Below are 13,269 nucleotides of genomic sequence, written 5' to 3' on the forward strand. Positions count from 1 at the left end.
CTGGTCGCCGCCCTGCTGGCCGCTCTGCTCCTGGTCGCCGCCGCCGAAGTTCTCGTTGCCCTGTCCGTAGTCTTCCGACATAATTCACTCCTTCTTGATGACGTACGGCCGCGTCCTGCGGCTTGGTTGTCAGTCTCAAACATCAAAAGTCTTGACACAAGAGAGAGCAAGGAAAGTTGCACGAAATTGGCTCAAGTCTCAGAGGCTGTTCATGTCCTGCCGAACTTCACAGGAACCTCTGAGAGAACCGTCGCAGTGAATGACGTTTCAACAAGATAGGCTCATCGATTCCAACATTCGGTCAGCAGGAGGACACTGAGAATCATCGTTCAGGCGCCCTCCTCAAATCCGAAATGTCGCCGTTCACCGCGCCGACCTGGCACTATTGCACACAGGCGCGACTCGGTACTGACCAGCACGGCACGAGAGCGGCCGATACAGCGCGACCCGACCCGACACAGGTCGGCAGCCGGATCCGAGACCGATCGACGAACAGGAGCATCGACATGACAGCGCGTCGTCTTCCACTGACCGGTGTGCGAGTCCTCGAACTCGGCAACTACATCGCGGCACCCACCACCGGGCGCATGCTTGCCGATTTCGGCGCGGAAGTCATCAAAATCGAGCGCCCCGAGACCGGCGACGAACTGCGCAACTGGCGCCTCAAGCAGGGCACCACCTCGATGCTCTACCGCACCATCAATCGCAATAAGAAGTCCGTTGTGCTCGATCTGCGCTCAGAGGAAGGCAGGGCCTCGGCCCTCGAACTCGTGCGCCGGTCCGACATCGTGCTCGAGAATTTCCGTCCCGGGACCATCGAGAAATGGGGCCTGGGCCCCGAGGTCCTCGAAGAGGCCAATCCCGACATCATCCTTGTCCGCATCTCCGCCTTCGGCCAGACCGGACCCATGTCCGAACGCCCGGGATTCGCCGCTGTGGCCGAGGGCTACTCCGGGTTTCGCGAACTCGTCGGCGACCCGGATCGTCCCCCGGTGCGCGTGGGAGTGTCGATCGGTGACTCCATCGCCGGAATGCAGGCCGCGTTCGGTGCCGTGATGATGCTCTTCGATCGTCAGCGCCAGAAGATCACCGGTGCCGCCGAGGCGGTCGTCGGCTCCGATCACAGCTTCGAGGGCAGGGGGTCGCTGGCCGATCGCACGGTCGACGTGGCATTGAACGAAGCCATGTTCTCCGTGATGGAATCCCTCGTCCCCGACTACTCCGCATTCGGCGAGACGCGCACGCGCACCGGCGGCCGGATGGAGGGCATCGCCCCGTCGAACGGCTACCTCTGCGCCGGCGGAAAGTCCGTGGTGATCGCCGGCAACGGAGACGGAATCTACAAACGCCTCATGGAAGCCATCGACCGTCCCGACCTCGGCGAGGACCCCGATCTGCAGACCAACGCAGCTCGATGGGATCGGCGCGAGGAGCTCGACGAGGCCATAGGCGCCTGGTGTGCGCAGCACGACGTCACCGAGGTTGTCGACACTTTGGAGGCAGCTGAAGTTCCCGCCGGCCCGATCTACACCGCCGAAGACCTCGTCGGCGACGAGCAGCTCGCGGCACGCGACATGGTCCAGCATCTCGATGTCTCGACCGGTGAAGAGACCTTGTCCGATGTCGCATTCCCCGGCATCACCCCGGTCATCGGCGGTTCATCGATCCCGATCGACCACCTCGGCCCGGACCTGGGCGAGCACACCGACGAGGTGCTCGAGCAGCTGGGCAGTCAGCGGCCCGAACGGGACTGAGCGCCCGCCCGAGCGAGACTGAGTGCCCGAACGGGACTGAGCGCCCGCCCGAGCGAGACTGAGTGCCCGAACGGGACTGAGCGCCCGCCCGAGCGGAGCTGAACGCACACTTCCGAACAGCCGAGACGCCGTTTCCCATTAAACGGGAGTGATCGTCTTCACTTCATTGACGGTTCTCACATAGCGAGCAATTCGCGTCCGCGCTCACCGCAGGGATGCTGAGAACGACTACGGTGAGGGCAGACGGCGACATGCGAGGGAGCGTGAAGCCGTTCTCGTCCCGCTGGCCGGGAATGAGGCAGGTCAAAGAAGGAGCTTTCACCATGGTTCGGCCCACATCGGTCACGATTCTCGACACGACGCTGCGGGACGGTCTGCAGATCGAAGACGCCATCGTCCCCACTGACGCCAAGGTCGCACTGGGCCGGCAGCTCATCGCCGCGGGCCTCAAGGAGATCGAGCTCGGATCCTTCGTCAATCCGAAGAAGGTCCCGCAGATGGCCGACACCGGAGAGGTTCTGCAGCGCCTCCAGCCTTTCGAGGCCGAGGGCGTCGATTTCTTCACATTGGTCTTCAACCTCAAGGGCGCCCAGCGTGCCGTCGACGCCGGAGCGAAGAACATCAAGCTCGTCCTCTCCGCCTCCGAAGGCCATTCGCAGGCGAACTCCGACGCCCCGATCGCTCAGGCCACGCAGCGACTCCTCGAAGCCGCTGCCTTCGCCCGTGACCACGGTGTGCGCTTCGACATCACCACCGCGGTCAGCTTCATCTGCCCCTTCGACGGCATCACCGACCCGGACCACCTCGTCGAGGTGCTGCGCCCCTTCGTCGATGCCGGGGCACATGGCATCGGGGTCGCCGACACCATCGGCAACGCCAATCCATCGCTGGTGTCCAGGAACACCTCGGCGGTCATGGAGGCCTTCCCGGACCGGCCGGTGAGTCTGCACCTGCATGACACGTACAACTTCGGCATGGCCAATGTCATCGCCGCACTCGACCTGGGAGTCTCGAACTTCGACGCGGCCATGGGCGGACTGGGCGGCTGCCCCTTCGCCCCGGGTGCGGCCGGCAACATCGGCACCGACGACCTCGTCCACCTCCTGCACCGCGAAGGCGTGGCCACCGGAGTCGACGTCGAAGCACTCTCAGCAGTCAGGGATCCGTTGACGGCCGCGGTCGGCCACGAACTGACCTCCAGCCTGTCCGCGATCCCCGCTGTCCCGGCGGCATTCCATGCGTGACCAGGCCGAATCCTCCACCGTCGACGTCGAAACCCTGCCGCTGGCGGGCATCCGCGTCATCGAGTTCTCCCATATGGTCATGGGTCCCAGCTGCGGAATGATCCTCGCCGACTTGGGCGCCGAGGTGATCAAGGTCGAACCGCGCGGGGCCGGCGACAAGACCCGTTACCTGCCCGGTTCGGGTTCGGGGCTGTTCCCCGCCTTCAACCGCAACAAGCAGTCCGTCCAGCTCGACATCGCCGAGGCGGCCGACCGTGACGTCGCCCTGTCCCTCATCGATTCCGCCGATGTTCTCCTCGAGAACTTCCGAGTGGGGAAGATGGAGTCCATGGGCTATGGCTATGACGAGCTCGCCGAACGCAATCCCCGCCTCATCTACTGCTCTCTCAAAGGCTTCCTGGCCGGGCCCTACGGCCAGCGCACCGCCCTCGACGAGGTCGTGCAGATGCTCGGCGGGCTTGCCTATATGACCGGCCCGCCCGGACAGCCGCTGCGCGCCGGAGCCAGCGTCAACGACATCATGGGCGGCATGTTCGGCGTCATCGGTGTGCTCTCGGCACTGCGTGTGCGTGAGCGCACCGGTGAAGGACAGGTCATCAACTCGGCCCTGTTCGAGAACAACGCCTTCCTCGTCGGCACGCACATGGCACAGGCCCAAATCAGCGGGGAACCGCTGCGGCCGATGCCCACTCGCAGAGCCACCTGGGCCGTCTACGACATCTTCCGCGACAAGCACGATGACCAGATCTTCGTCGCCGCCGTCAGCGACGGCCAATGGCATGATCTCTGCGATGAGTTCGATCTGAGGCATCTGTCCGGTGATCCTGAGCTCGAGACGAACCAGGGGCGAGTCGACCAGCGCGATCGCATTCACACGCAGCTGCAGGCGGCACTCTCGCAGCTCGACCTGGCCGAGATCGAGGCCAAGTGCACGCGCCGGGGACTGCCGGTCGCTCCCGTGAACACCCCCGCCGATCTCACCACCGACGCCCACCTCGTCGCCTCCGGGGCGCTGGCCAGCACGGGGCTGCCCAGCGGAGATCAGGTCGATGTTCCCCTGTTGCCGTTGACCTTCGGCGGCCGTCGGCTGGGGCTGCGCAGCGATGTGCCCACCCCTGGTGAGCACAACATCCGCTACCGTGACGGCCCACCGGACGCCGCTGAAGAGACTGAGCCGATCGACTCAGACACCGACGTCGGCGAGTCGAAGACGCAGTCCCAGTAGCACCGCTGAGTTCAATACGACCACGGAACTCAACACACAGCTGCACCACCACGGACCTTGGAAAAATGAAGATATCAGTTGCATTCGAAGGAGAAGCAATGCGGTCAACGGCGATCACAGGACAAGGACGGGCCACCTCGGCGAGGCGGAGGAAGCAGGCGTTGAGACCCGCACTCACGGTCGGTGCGGTGCTTGCGTCACTGGCGCTCGTGGCCACCGGCTGCGGCAACAAGGCTCAGCCGCCGGGGGAGGGCGGCGACTACCCGACGGGCCCGGTCACGGTCAGCGCCCCAGCCGAACCCGGCTCCGGCTGGGACACCACCGCACGCGCCCTCGTCGAAGCCCTGCAGAAGGAGGAGGTCGTCACCACTCCGCTTCCGGTCAAGAACCAGCCCGGCGGTACGGGCTGCATGTGGATGACGTCGATGATGCAGCAGGAGAAGGGCAAGGACGATCAGATCGCGATCACCTCGCTGGCCAGCCAGACGATGAAGGCCCGCGGGCTGTGCGAATTCGGCCCCGAGGACACCACGCTCATCGCCACCATGTACGTCGAGGACTTCATGGTCGTCGCTCCCGATGACGGTGACATCAAAAACGTCTCGGACCTGGTCAAGGCGCTGAAGGAGGACCCGCAGAAGGTCACCGTGGCCGCCTCAGGCGATGACACGCTTCCCTTTGCGCTCTTCGCCAAGGAAGCCGGCATCGAACCGGCCGACATCAACTTCGTCAACTACGAGGGCGGCGGCGAGCAGACCACCGCCATGCTCAACGGTGATGCGAAGGTCGCCATTGCCGGGCTGAGCGAATTCCGTTCCGTGTTGGAATCCGGTGACATCAAGCCGCTCTTGACCTTCGCGAAGAAGCCGCTCGCCGCTCCCTACGACTCGGTTCCCACCGCTGCCGACTCCGGCTACGACGTGACCCTGGGCAACTGGCGAGGCGTCTACGGCCCGGCCGAGATGCCGCAGGAAGCCGTCGACTACTGGGCGAAGGCGCTTGAAGAGGTCAGCAACTCGGCCACCTGGAAGGACACGGTCGAGAAGAACCAGTGGGCCCCCGAGTTCCTCACCGGCAACGAGGCCCAGAAGTATGCCGACGAGACCGCCGCCACCGTTGAGGAGGGCGTCAAGGAGACCGACCTGGGCACCAGTAAATGAGGGCGCTGAGTCCGGCACTGCGAGGTGATGTCATCACCGGCATCGCCGTCACGCTCGTCGGCGCGGTCTACTACATTGCGACATTCTGGATTCAGGAGACGAGGAACATCGTCACTCCGGCCACCTTCCCCGCGATCGTGGGCATCGCGCTCATCGTGCTCGGCCTCTTCCTCGGCGGACAGGCCCTGTACCGGAGCCGGAAACTCGCCGAGGCGGCCCCTGGTGGGGCTGCCTCGGCGAGCGGCGGCGGGATCGACGGGGCCACCTCGGCGAGCGTGGACGCTGAGCATGACGCCACCTCGGCGGATGACGTTTCTGCGGATCCGGCTTCGGGAGATGAACGCACAGGGGTCGTCATCGACGCTGCCGAGGAACCGAAGTCGAAGCAGGTCGTGCTGCAGTTCGCGCTCTTCTTCGTCTACCTGGGGATCCTCATCCCGGTCGGCTTTCTGCTCTCGACGGCGGCCTTCCTGATGACGATGACCAGCATCTATGCCCCTCACAGATGGGTGCGCAACCTCATCTTCTCGGTGCTGTTCTCCGTTGTCATCTACATCGCGTTCGTCTACGGGCTGGCCGTGTATCTGCCCGTCGGAATCCTGGGATAGGGGGCGAACATGGACACACTCATCGATCTGGGCGGCGGCTTCGCCTCGGCGCTCGAACCCTTAAGCCTCGCGTTCGCTCTCCTGGGCGTGCTGTTGGGCACCGTCGTCGGCGTGCTGCCGGGCATCGGCCCGATCTCCGCGATCGCCATCCTCATCCCGGTGTCCTTCGGAATGGAGCCGGTGCACGGCCTGATCCTCCTGTGCGGCATCTACTACGGCTCGATGTACGGCGGCTCGATCACCGCCACACTCATCAAAACCCCAGGTGAGGTCGCCAGCGCGGTGACCGCCATCGAAGGTTACGAGATGGCTCGCCGAGGCCGTGGCAAGGCCGCACTCGCGACCGCCGCGATCGGGTCCTTCCTCGCCGGAACCCTGGCGATCATCGGTTTGACGTTCCTGTCTCCGGTGCTCGTGAGACTGGCGAATGTCTTCGGCTCCACCGAATACTTCCTGCTCATGGCCACGGCTCTGCTGTTGGCCTCGACGATGTCGTCGGGGTCGCGGACCAAGGCGCTCATCTCGATCTTCATCGGACTGGCCGTCGGACTCGTCGGCCTTGACTTCCAAACCGGCCTGCCGCGCCAGACCTTCGGCATGAGCCTGCTCTCCGACGGAATCGACTTCACGATCTTTGCGATGGCGCTCTTCGCAATCCCCGAAGCGATCCGCAACCTTGCGCTGGGACGCGGGGCCAAGGATGAGATCCAGAGTTTCGGCGATGACAAGTGGATGACGAAGCAGGATTGGCAGCGATCGTCCATGCCCTGGGCTCGCGGCTCGGTGCTCGGTTTCTTCATCGGCATCCTGCCCGGAGTCGGACCGTCCCTGGCCTCGTTCATGTCCTACATCATGGAGAAGCGGATTTCGAAGCGGAAGGACGAGTTCGGCAAGGGCGCCATCGAAGGCGTCGCCGGGCCCGAGGCCGCGAACAACGCCGGTGTCGGCGGAGCCATGATCCCGCTCTTCAGCCTCGGTATCCCCGGATCCGCGACCACGGCGCTGCTGCTCTTCGTGTTCACCATGTACGGACTGCAGCCGGGGCCGCTGATCTTCCGCGACGACTCGGGACTGATCTGGACGATCATCGCCAGCATGTACATCGGCAACGTCGCACTGATCATCCTCAACCTGCCGCTCGTCGGACTCTTCGTCAAACTGCTCAAGTTGCCCAAAGAGATTCTGTTTTCCTCGATTCTCGTCCTCGTGGGCATCGGCGCCTACGCCATCGAATTCAGCCTGTTCGGACTCATGCTGCTCGGCATCTTCGGCGTCGTCGGCTATCTCATGGACAAAGGTGGGATCCCACTGGCACCGTCCATCCTGGCCCTCGTCCTGGTGCCGCTGCTCGAAGACAACTTCCGGCGGATGCTCCAGATCTCGGGCGGATCGTTCATGCCGCTGCTGACCCGGCCCGTGTCACTGTCGATCGTCATTCTGATGGTCCTGGGCATCGTCGGTCCGATCATCTTCCGCTGGTGGGTCCGTCGGCGTGCGCTGCTGGCCGATGTGAGTGTGGCGTGAAAGAGAACACCATGACTGATAACTCCGCGACCACTGGCAGCTCCGACGTCTCTTCCGGTGCGTCTGCCTCGTCTGGTGGCACCGCGTCGGCGAAGGAGATCGGCGTGATCGATCGCAGTGCCGCGATCCTCACGGCACTGCAGGACACCCCGATGTCCGCCGCCGAAGTATGCCGTCGCCTGGGCTACTCCAAGTCCACGACCTACCGGCTGCTGGCGGACCTGCGCACCCACCGATTCATCGTCCGCGACACCAACGGGCTGTTGCGCCTGGGACCGTTTCCGGGACGTCGCAGCATCGCGACGACGAACTCGGTGCTCGAGCATTTGCGAACCCTGACCAGTGAATCTGTGCAGCTGTGGGTTCGTGTCGGGGAAGATCGGGTATGCGTGCGCAACGTCGAGGCCGACCATGAACTCCGCGTCTCCCGCAGCGTCGGCACGGTCCTCCCTCTCGTCGACGGCGGATCCGCCGCGTTGGCGCTGTGCGGGCCGGGCAATCCGCAGGAGTTCTACGCCACGAAGCAGGCACGGGTGAAGGGAACCGCCTCGGCGAGCGTGGCCTTCACCGTCGGGGGAGCCATCCTTGCATTGTGCGTGTCCTACCCATTGACGAGGGAGCCTGACAACGTCGCCGGCGCCTACCGGTCTCTGCTGGGTCAGGCCGCGGTCGAGCTCAAGGCGCTGCTCGAGGATAGCGAAGAGTTCGCAGTGCTCAGGGATATCGCGCGGTTAGCGTTGGGAGCACGTCGGTCTGAATGAGGGGTGGTTCGGGCATGAGGTGCTGCTCGGCCACGAGGATCAGTCCGGTCAGGAAGAGCAGATCCTCAAGCAGCTCCCTGTATTCGAGCCTGCTGATCCGCTCGGTTGCGGCCCCGCCATGTAGAGCACCATACCCGATGCGGCGATGGGTACGAGTACGGGTGCGATTCCCAGCAGTCCGGGCGTGGGCAAGCATACGATCTATCGGCGGTGGCCCGCGATCGCCGAAGATCTTGCGGAGCGCATAGCGGCTCTGACAGGCGCGGATACCGGTTCGACCATTGAGCTCGCCGAGGTGACCGACGAGATTTTCGAGTGGGAGTCGTCCAAGCTGAGCGCGCTCACCGACCAGCTGCAGACTTCGACCTACGCCGTGATCGCGACGCCCACGTACAAGGCTAGCTACACCGGCCTGCTCATGGCGTTCCTTGACCGCTGCGACGCCGGTGGACTGCGATCCCGGTCTTCACCATCGGTTCGCCCGCACATCAGCTGGCCGTGGATTTCACGCTGAGGCCGCTCCTCGTGGAACTTGGCGCCAGTGTTCCCACAGCTGGTCTTTCATTCCCGACGGCGAAATTCGACGAGCGCGCTGCGATTCTCGATGAGTGGGTGGAGAAGCAAGCTGGCTATCTGCCGGGGGTGAAGGCCCGAGCCTGATCTCCCGGCACAGGGGCGTCGGGGCTCCGTGCCGGGAGACCAGCAGGGGTCAGCTGACCTGAAGCTCACCCATGGCGTCCCAGCCCTCACCGTCGATCTGGCGAGAGATGATCTTCGGAGTGGACACGAGGGCGCTGTTCATCGGTCCGCCGTCTGCGGTCGCCTTCTGGAAGTGGTCGGACTTCACATGCGCTTCGGCAGCGTCGTCATCGAAGGCTTCGACGAGCACGTACTCATTGGGATCGTCGAGGCTGCGTGACCAGTCGAACCATTTGTTTCCCGGTTCGGCTCGCGTCGCCTCGGTGAACTCCTTGGTGATCTGCGGCCATTCCTCGGCCTTCTCGGGCTTGACCTGGAACTTGACGACGATGAAAATCATCTGGATCCTCTCTTCTCTGTGTGACGATGGCTGATTCGGTCGGTGCTGATTGGGGTGCTGCTCAGGAGAACTGCATGCCGCCGTCGACGAGCATGGTCTGGCCGGTGATGTAGTCCGAGTCCTCGCTGGATAGGAACGACACGAGGTTCGCGACATCCTCGGGAACCGATACACGTCCGAGAAGGATGTCTCCCGCGTACTTCTTGATCGCCTCTCCCTTGGCCAGTCCCTCCTGCTCTCCGAGCTTCTCATCGATGAGGTCCCACATCGAAGTGCCGACGATTCCCGGTCCGTAGGCGTTGACGGTGATCCCGTGTTTCGCCCATTCCATCGCGGCGCCCTGCGTCAGTCCGCGCACAGCCCATTTGGTGGCCGAATAGGGTGAGAGCAGTGCGAACGGGCGGAAGGCGACGATCGATGCAGCGCCGATGATCTTTCCGCCGTTGCCCTGTTCGATCATCTGCTTGGCAGCGGCCTGGTAGGACAGGAATACGCCGGTGATGTTGACGTTGAGGATCTTTTCGAAATCCTCTTTCGAGTAGTCGATGAGGGGTTCGACCTGAGCGATGCCGGCATTGGCCACGAAGACGTCGAGCTTTCCGCCCACCTCGACGGCGGTAGCCACGAGTGCTTCCACCGAGGCCTGATCGGTGACGTCGACCTCGGCTCCGGTGGCCTTGCCGCCGGCGGCTTTGATGGTCGCTGCCGTCTCCTGTACTCCCTCCTGCATTGTGGGAAGGTCTGCCACGATGACGTGGTGTCCATCGGCGCCGAGGCGCTGTGCGATGCCCTGTCCGATTCCCCGTGCTGATCCAGTGACGACAGCGACGCTGGTGGTCGTGCTCATGGTTGTGCTCCTTCGTATCTCGTCGTTGAGTAAGCACGATCATTCTGTGCACGAGCGAGCCCAGGAGAATATGGTCCTTCTCATGTGGCGAGAAACTTAGGCCGCCGAGGTGGGGAGTCGGCTTCTCAGCGGGCACCGCCGCGCAGGTACCGCGAGCACAATCCCGCGTGCTCGCGCAGTGCGGTGTCGAATGTCTTCGCGCGTCCCGTCGCCTTGCTCGAAGGAGTGCTGATCGCGATGGCTCCGACCTGCATGCCTGTGCCGTTGTGGACGGGCACCGCGGCGCAGGTCTGGCGCGGCAGGAACTCGTCGTGTTCCCAGGCGATGCCGCGTGTGGCCACCTCGTCGAGATGGGTGTCGAGCAGGTCCCTGCGTACGATCGTGTGCGGTGTGAGCACGGGCATCCCGCGGGCATCGAGATACTCGGTGCGCTGCGTCTTCGGCATGGCCGAGAGCAGGATCTTGCCGAAGGCGGTGGCATGTGCAGCCTCGTTGAAGCCGAAGCGAAGCGGGCGGAGGCGGGGATGCTTCTCGCAGTCGGAAGAGTAGGTCAGCAGGACGTCCGACCCCCGGTAGATCGCAAAATAGGCGGCCGTGCCCAAGCTGCGATGCAGCTCATCGGTGATCTGACGGATGGGCTGAGGAGCTACGAGACGCTGCTGGAACGACAGTCCGAGTTCAAAGCACTTCGGTCCGAGTTCGAAACTCTTGTCTTCCTTCAGGTAGACGAGGTAGCTGCAGTCTTCGAGCTCGTGGAGCAGGCGATAGACGGTGGGCAGAGGGATCTCGAGACGGTCGGCCACGGTCTTCGCTGAGGCGCTTCCAGAGGAGGACACCGCCTCAAGCACGGAGAAGACCCTGTTGATGACGGTGCTGTTCGACATTCGCGCTCCAGTGTTTATCGTCTCGTGAGAATAAGGATAGTGCTCGGTGGTCCAGTTCACATAAATTGCCTATGACTGGTTCGGCAATGGTGCCCGGATCCCCCGGGGCATCAGCAGAGGAGCAAAGGAGCACCCACATGGCATTCCCTGCCAAATTTCCGTCGCTGAACGCGATGGAGATGACCGATGAGGCCCGACAGACTCTTGTCAGAGTGCTGAGAGTGGCATTCCCACACGAGAATTTTCCCGATGGACCCTATGAACGGACCGCCGACAAGATCCTCGTCGAAGCCGACGCTGAGACCTGGTTCCGGGTGGCACTGATCCAGGGTCTGCAGTCACTTGATCAGCTCTCGGACAAGAGCTTCTGCTCACTCAATGACGACGAAGCACTGCGGGTGCTGCGCCGCGTCGAAGGCACGGAGTTCTTCGGATTCGTTCGCCGCACCGCGGCACTCGGCCTCTACGACGACGAAGAGGTGTGGGAGATCCTGGGCTACCAAGGACCGTCGTTCGACCTCGGCGGCTATGTCCATCGAGGATTCAACGATCTGGACTGGCTGCCCGAACCGCGCATCCTCTATCCGGAGGGCGAGGACCTGCCGGAACTCGGCCCAGGTGCGCACCTGGGACCGCAGACGGTCAACGTGGCAGACGAATCGACGAATCAGCCGAGCGCTGAGCAGGCCGACATGGGCGAGGTGAAGAGATGATGGCAGCGAAACCAGCGTCCGGTGGCAGTGTCACCGGCTACAGCATTGACCAGACCGAAGAAGCGGTCGTCATCATCGGGTCAGGTGCCGGTGGCGGCACACTCGCGTATGAGCTGACGGCCAAGGGAATTCCCGTCGTCGTCCTCGAAGCAGGTCCCCATCTGGGACATGACGATTACGTCAACAACGAATGGGAAGCGTTCAACCAGATGGCCTGGCTGGATCCGCGGACGACGACCGGATCGTGGCGAATCGCGCAGGACTTCCCCAACCTGCCGGCATGGATCGTCAAAGCCGTCGGAGGCACGACGACCCACTGGTCCGGAGCCACCCCGCGTTTCAAGAATCATGAGTTCCGTGCCCGCAGCGCCTATGGACGCATCGAGGGAGCCAATCTCCTCGACTGGCCGATCACGCTCGAAGAGATGGCTCCGTACTACGACCGAGCCGAGAAATCGATGGGTTCGACTCACGTCCACGGACGTCCGCCCCTGCCGGCGAACAACAACTACAAGGTCTTCGCCAACGGTGCGAAAGAGGTCGGGTACCGCTACTACGCCACTGGCCCCTATGCCACCAATGCCGAGGAATACGATGGGCGTCCCGCTTCGATCCAGGATGGTTTCAACTTCCAGGGAGACAAGAACAAGTCGAAATGGTCGACCCTGGTCAGAGAGATCCCACGAGCAGCGGAGACGGGCCTGCTCGATCTCCGTCCCGATTCTCAGGCTGTCCAGATCACCCATGATTCAGAAGGGAACGCCGACGCCGTCCTCTACCTCGACGGGGAAGGAAATCTGCAGCGTCAGGCCGCCAAACTGGTGTGCGTGGCCGGAAACTCGATCGAAACGCCCAGGCTGCTGCTCCTCTCGGGCACACCGAGCTTCCCCGACGGGCTCGCGAACTCCTCGGGACAGGTGGGGCGAAACTACATGCGCCACCTCACCGGGACAGTGTGGGGGCACTTCGACAAGCCTGTGCGAATGTACCGGGGCGAGACCATGGCCGGCGTCATCGCCGATGAGTCGATCCACGATCCCGACCGCGGATTCGCAGGAGGCTACTACATGGAGACGATCGCACTGGGCCCGGCCTTCATGTCGGCATTCGTCGAGCCCGGCGCCTGGGGTCCTGACTTCGCCGCGCTCATGGATCGCTACCTCAACACGGCCGGCATGTGGATCGTCGGAGAGGACCTGCCGCAGGAGTCCAACCGGATCACACTGAACACCACGGTCAAGGATCAGCACGGTCTTCCCGTACCGAACGTCCACTACGACGATCACGTCAACGACCTGGCCATGCGCGAACACGGCTACGCTGCAGGTGAGAGCGTCTACCGGGCGGTCGGGGCACAGACCTCGCATCGGACACCGCCGTATCCGTCGACGCACAATCTGGGCACCGCGAGAATGAGCGAACGACCTGAGGACGGCGTGGTCGACAAATGGGGTCGCTCCCATGATGTGAAGAACCTCTTCATCTCCGACGGTTCGGTCTTCACCTCAAG

14 protein-coding genes are annotated in these 13,269 nt (G+C 63.5%); 11 read left to right on the forward strand and 3 right to left on the reverse strand.

Annotation, left to right across the window (positions count from 1 at the left end; translation table 11 throughout):
• The 9 genes from L0G76_RS09605 to L0G76_RS09645 all read left to right on the forward strand — a co-directional run.
• Positions 1–279 (forward strand): hypothetical protein (locus tag L0G76_RS09605; RefSeq protein ID WP_304357056.1); only part of this gene is annotated, 279 nt, incomplete at its 5' end.
• A 227-nt stretch (positions 280–506) separates the two neighbouring features.
• Positions 507–1,754: a CaiB/BaiF CoA transferase family protein gene (locus L0G76_RS09610; RefSeq protein WP_304357057.1), complete on the forward strand. Its 1,248-nt coding sequence runs from the start codon at positions 507–509 to the stop codon at positions 1,752–1,754.
• Between the two features lie 323 nt (positions 1,755–2,077).
• A complete protein-coding gene (locus L0G76_RS09615) occupies positions 2,078–2,998 on the forward strand; it encodes a hydroxymethylglutaryl-CoA lyase (protein ID WP_304357058.1) in 921 nt (306 codons plus the stop codon).
• Positions 2,991–4,223: a CaiB/BaiF CoA transferase family protein gene (locus L0G76_RS09620; RefSeq protein WP_304357059.1), complete on the forward strand. Its 1,233-nt coding sequence runs from the start codon at positions 2,991–2,993 to the stop codon at positions 4,221–4,223. The genes L0G76_RS09615 and L0G76_RS09620 overlap by 8 nt, the downstream gene beginning before the upstream one ends.
• Positions 4,224–4,321: 98 nt before the next feature.
• A complete protein-coding gene (locus L0G76_RS09625) occupies positions 4,322–5,383 on the forward strand; it encodes a Bug family tripartite tricarboxylate transporter substrate binding protein (protein ID WP_304357060.1) in 1,062 nt (353 codons plus the stop codon).
• Positions 5,380–5,991: a tripartite tricarboxylate transporter TctB family protein gene (locus L0G76_RS09630; RefSeq protein ID WP_304357061.1), complete on the forward strand. Its 612-nt coding sequence runs from the start codon at positions 5,380–5,382 to the stop codon at positions 5,989–5,991. The genes L0G76_RS09625 and L0G76_RS09630 overlap by 4 nt, the downstream gene beginning before the upstream one ends.
• Positions 5,992–6,000: 9 nt before the next feature.
• Positions 6,001–7,515: a tripartite tricarboxylate transporter permease gene (locus L0G76_RS09635; RefSeq protein ID WP_304357062.1), complete on the forward strand. Its 1,515-nt coding sequence runs from the start codon at positions 6,001–6,003 to the stop codon at positions 7,513–7,515.
• Between the two features lie 11 nt (positions 7,516–7,526).
• Positions 7,527–8,276 (forward strand): helix-turn-helix domain-containing protein, encoded by a 750-nt coding sequence (locus L0G76_RS09640; protein WP_304357063.1) that lies wholly within the window; start codon positions 7,527–7,529, stop codon positions 8,274–8,276.
• Positions 8,277–8,421: 145 nt separating this feature from the next.
• Positions 8,422–8,790 carry an NAD(P)H-dependent oxidoreductase gene (locus tag L0G76_RS09645; RefSeq protein ID WP_304357064.1) on the forward strand — a complete coding sequence of 123 codons (369 nt, stop codon included), beginning with the start codon at positions 8,422–8,424 and terminating at the stop codon, positions 8,788–8,790.
• Between the two features lie 195 nt (positions 8,791–8,985).
• Here L0G76_RS09645 and L0G76_RS09650 read toward each other — a convergent pair whose 3' ends face one another.
• From L0G76_RS09650 to L0G76_RS09660, 3 genes are all read right to left on the reverse strand, one after another.
• Complete coding sequence (locus tag L0G76_RS09650) at positions 8,986–9,315, reverse strand: putative quinol monooxygenase (protein ID WP_304357065.1); 330 nt, start codon at positions 9,313–9,315, stop codon at positions 8,986–8,988.
• A 61-nt stretch (positions 9,316–9,376) separates the two neighbouring features.
• Positions 9,377–10,162 carry an acetoin reductase gene (locus tag L0G76_RS09655; protein WP_143924451.1) on the reverse strand — a complete coding sequence of 262 codons (786 nt, stop codon included), beginning with the start codon at positions 10,160–10,162 and terminating at the stop codon, positions 9,377–9,379.
• Between the two features lie 125 nt (positions 10,163–10,287).
• Positions 10,288–11,046, reverse strand: a complete 759-nt coding sequence (locus L0G76_RS09660; RefSeq protein ID WP_304357066.1) for an IclR family transcriptional regulator — start codon at positions 11,044–11,046, stop codon at positions 10,288–10,290.
• A gap of 137 nt (positions 11,047–11,183) precedes the next feature.
• On the opposite strand from L0G76_RS09660, the gene L0G76_RS09665 reads away from it, so the two are divergent.
• Together L0G76_RS09665 and L0G76_RS09670 are read left to right on the forward strand one after the other, a co-directional pair.
• On the forward strand, positions 11,184–11,759 hold the full coding sequence (locus L0G76_RS09665; protein WP_304357067.1) for a hypothetical protein: 576 nt from the start codon (positions 11,184–11,186) through the stop codon (positions 11,757–11,759).
• Positions 11,759–13,269: GMC family oxidoreductase (locus L0G76_RS09670; protein ID WP_304357068.1), on the forward strand; the 1,511-nt coding region annotated here is incomplete at its 3' end. The genes L0G76_RS09665 and L0G76_RS09670, both read left to right, overlap by 1 nt.

This window comes from Brevibacterium picturae (assembly GCF_030453725.1).
GTDB classification, from domain to species: Bacteria; Actinomycetota; Actinomycetes; order Actinomycetales; family Brevibacteriaceae; genus Brevibacterium; species Brevibacterium sandarakinum_A.

Coding starts and splice junctions, on each gene's coding strand:
- L0G76_RS09610 (WP_304357057.1), top strand. CDS start 507: ATGACAGCGCGTCGTCTTCCACTGACCGGTGTGCGAGTCCTCGAACTC.
- L0G76_RS09615 (WP_304357058.1), top strand. CDS start 2,078: ATGGTTCGGCCCACATCGGTCACGATTCTCGACACGACGCTGCGGGAC.
- L0G76_RS09620 (WP_304357059.1), top strand. CDS start 2,991: ATGCGTGACCAGGCCGAATCCTCCACCGTCGACGTCGAAACCCTGCCG.
- L0G76_RS09625 (WP_304357060.1), top strand. CDS start 4,322: ATGCGGTCAACGGCGATCACAGGACAAGGACGGGCCACCTCGGCGAGG.
- L0G76_RS09630 (WP_304357061.1), top strand. CDS start 5,380: ATGAGGGCGCTGAGTCCGGCACTGCGAGGTGATGTCATCACCGGCATC.
- L0G76_RS09635 (WP_304357062.1), top strand. CDS start 6,001: ATGGACACACTCATCGATCTGGGCGGCGGCTTCGCCTCGGCGCTCGAA.
- L0G76_RS09640 (WP_304357063.1), top strand. CDS start 7,527: ATGACTGATAACTCCGCGACCACTGGCAGCTCCGACGTCTCTTCCGGT.
- L0G76_RS09645 (WP_304357064.1), top strand. CDS start 8,422: ATGGGTACGAGTACGGGTGCGATTCCCAGCAGTCCGGGCGTGGGCAAG.
- L0G76_RS09650 (WP_304357065.1), bottom strand. CDS start 9,315: ATGATTTTCATCGTCGTCAAGTTCCAGGTCAAGCCCGAGAAGGCCGAG.
- L0G76_RS09655 (WP_143924451.1), bottom strand. CDS start 10,162: ATGAGCACGACCACCAGCGTCGCTGTCGTCACTGGATCAGCACGGGGA.
- L0G76_RS09660 (WP_304357066.1), bottom strand. CDS start 11,046: ATGTCGAACAGCACCGTCATCAACAGGGTCTTCTCCGTGCTTGAGGCG.
- L0G76_RS09665 (WP_304357067.1), top strand. CDS start 11,184: ATGGCATTCCCTGCCAAATTTCCGTCGCTGAACGCGATGGAGATGACC.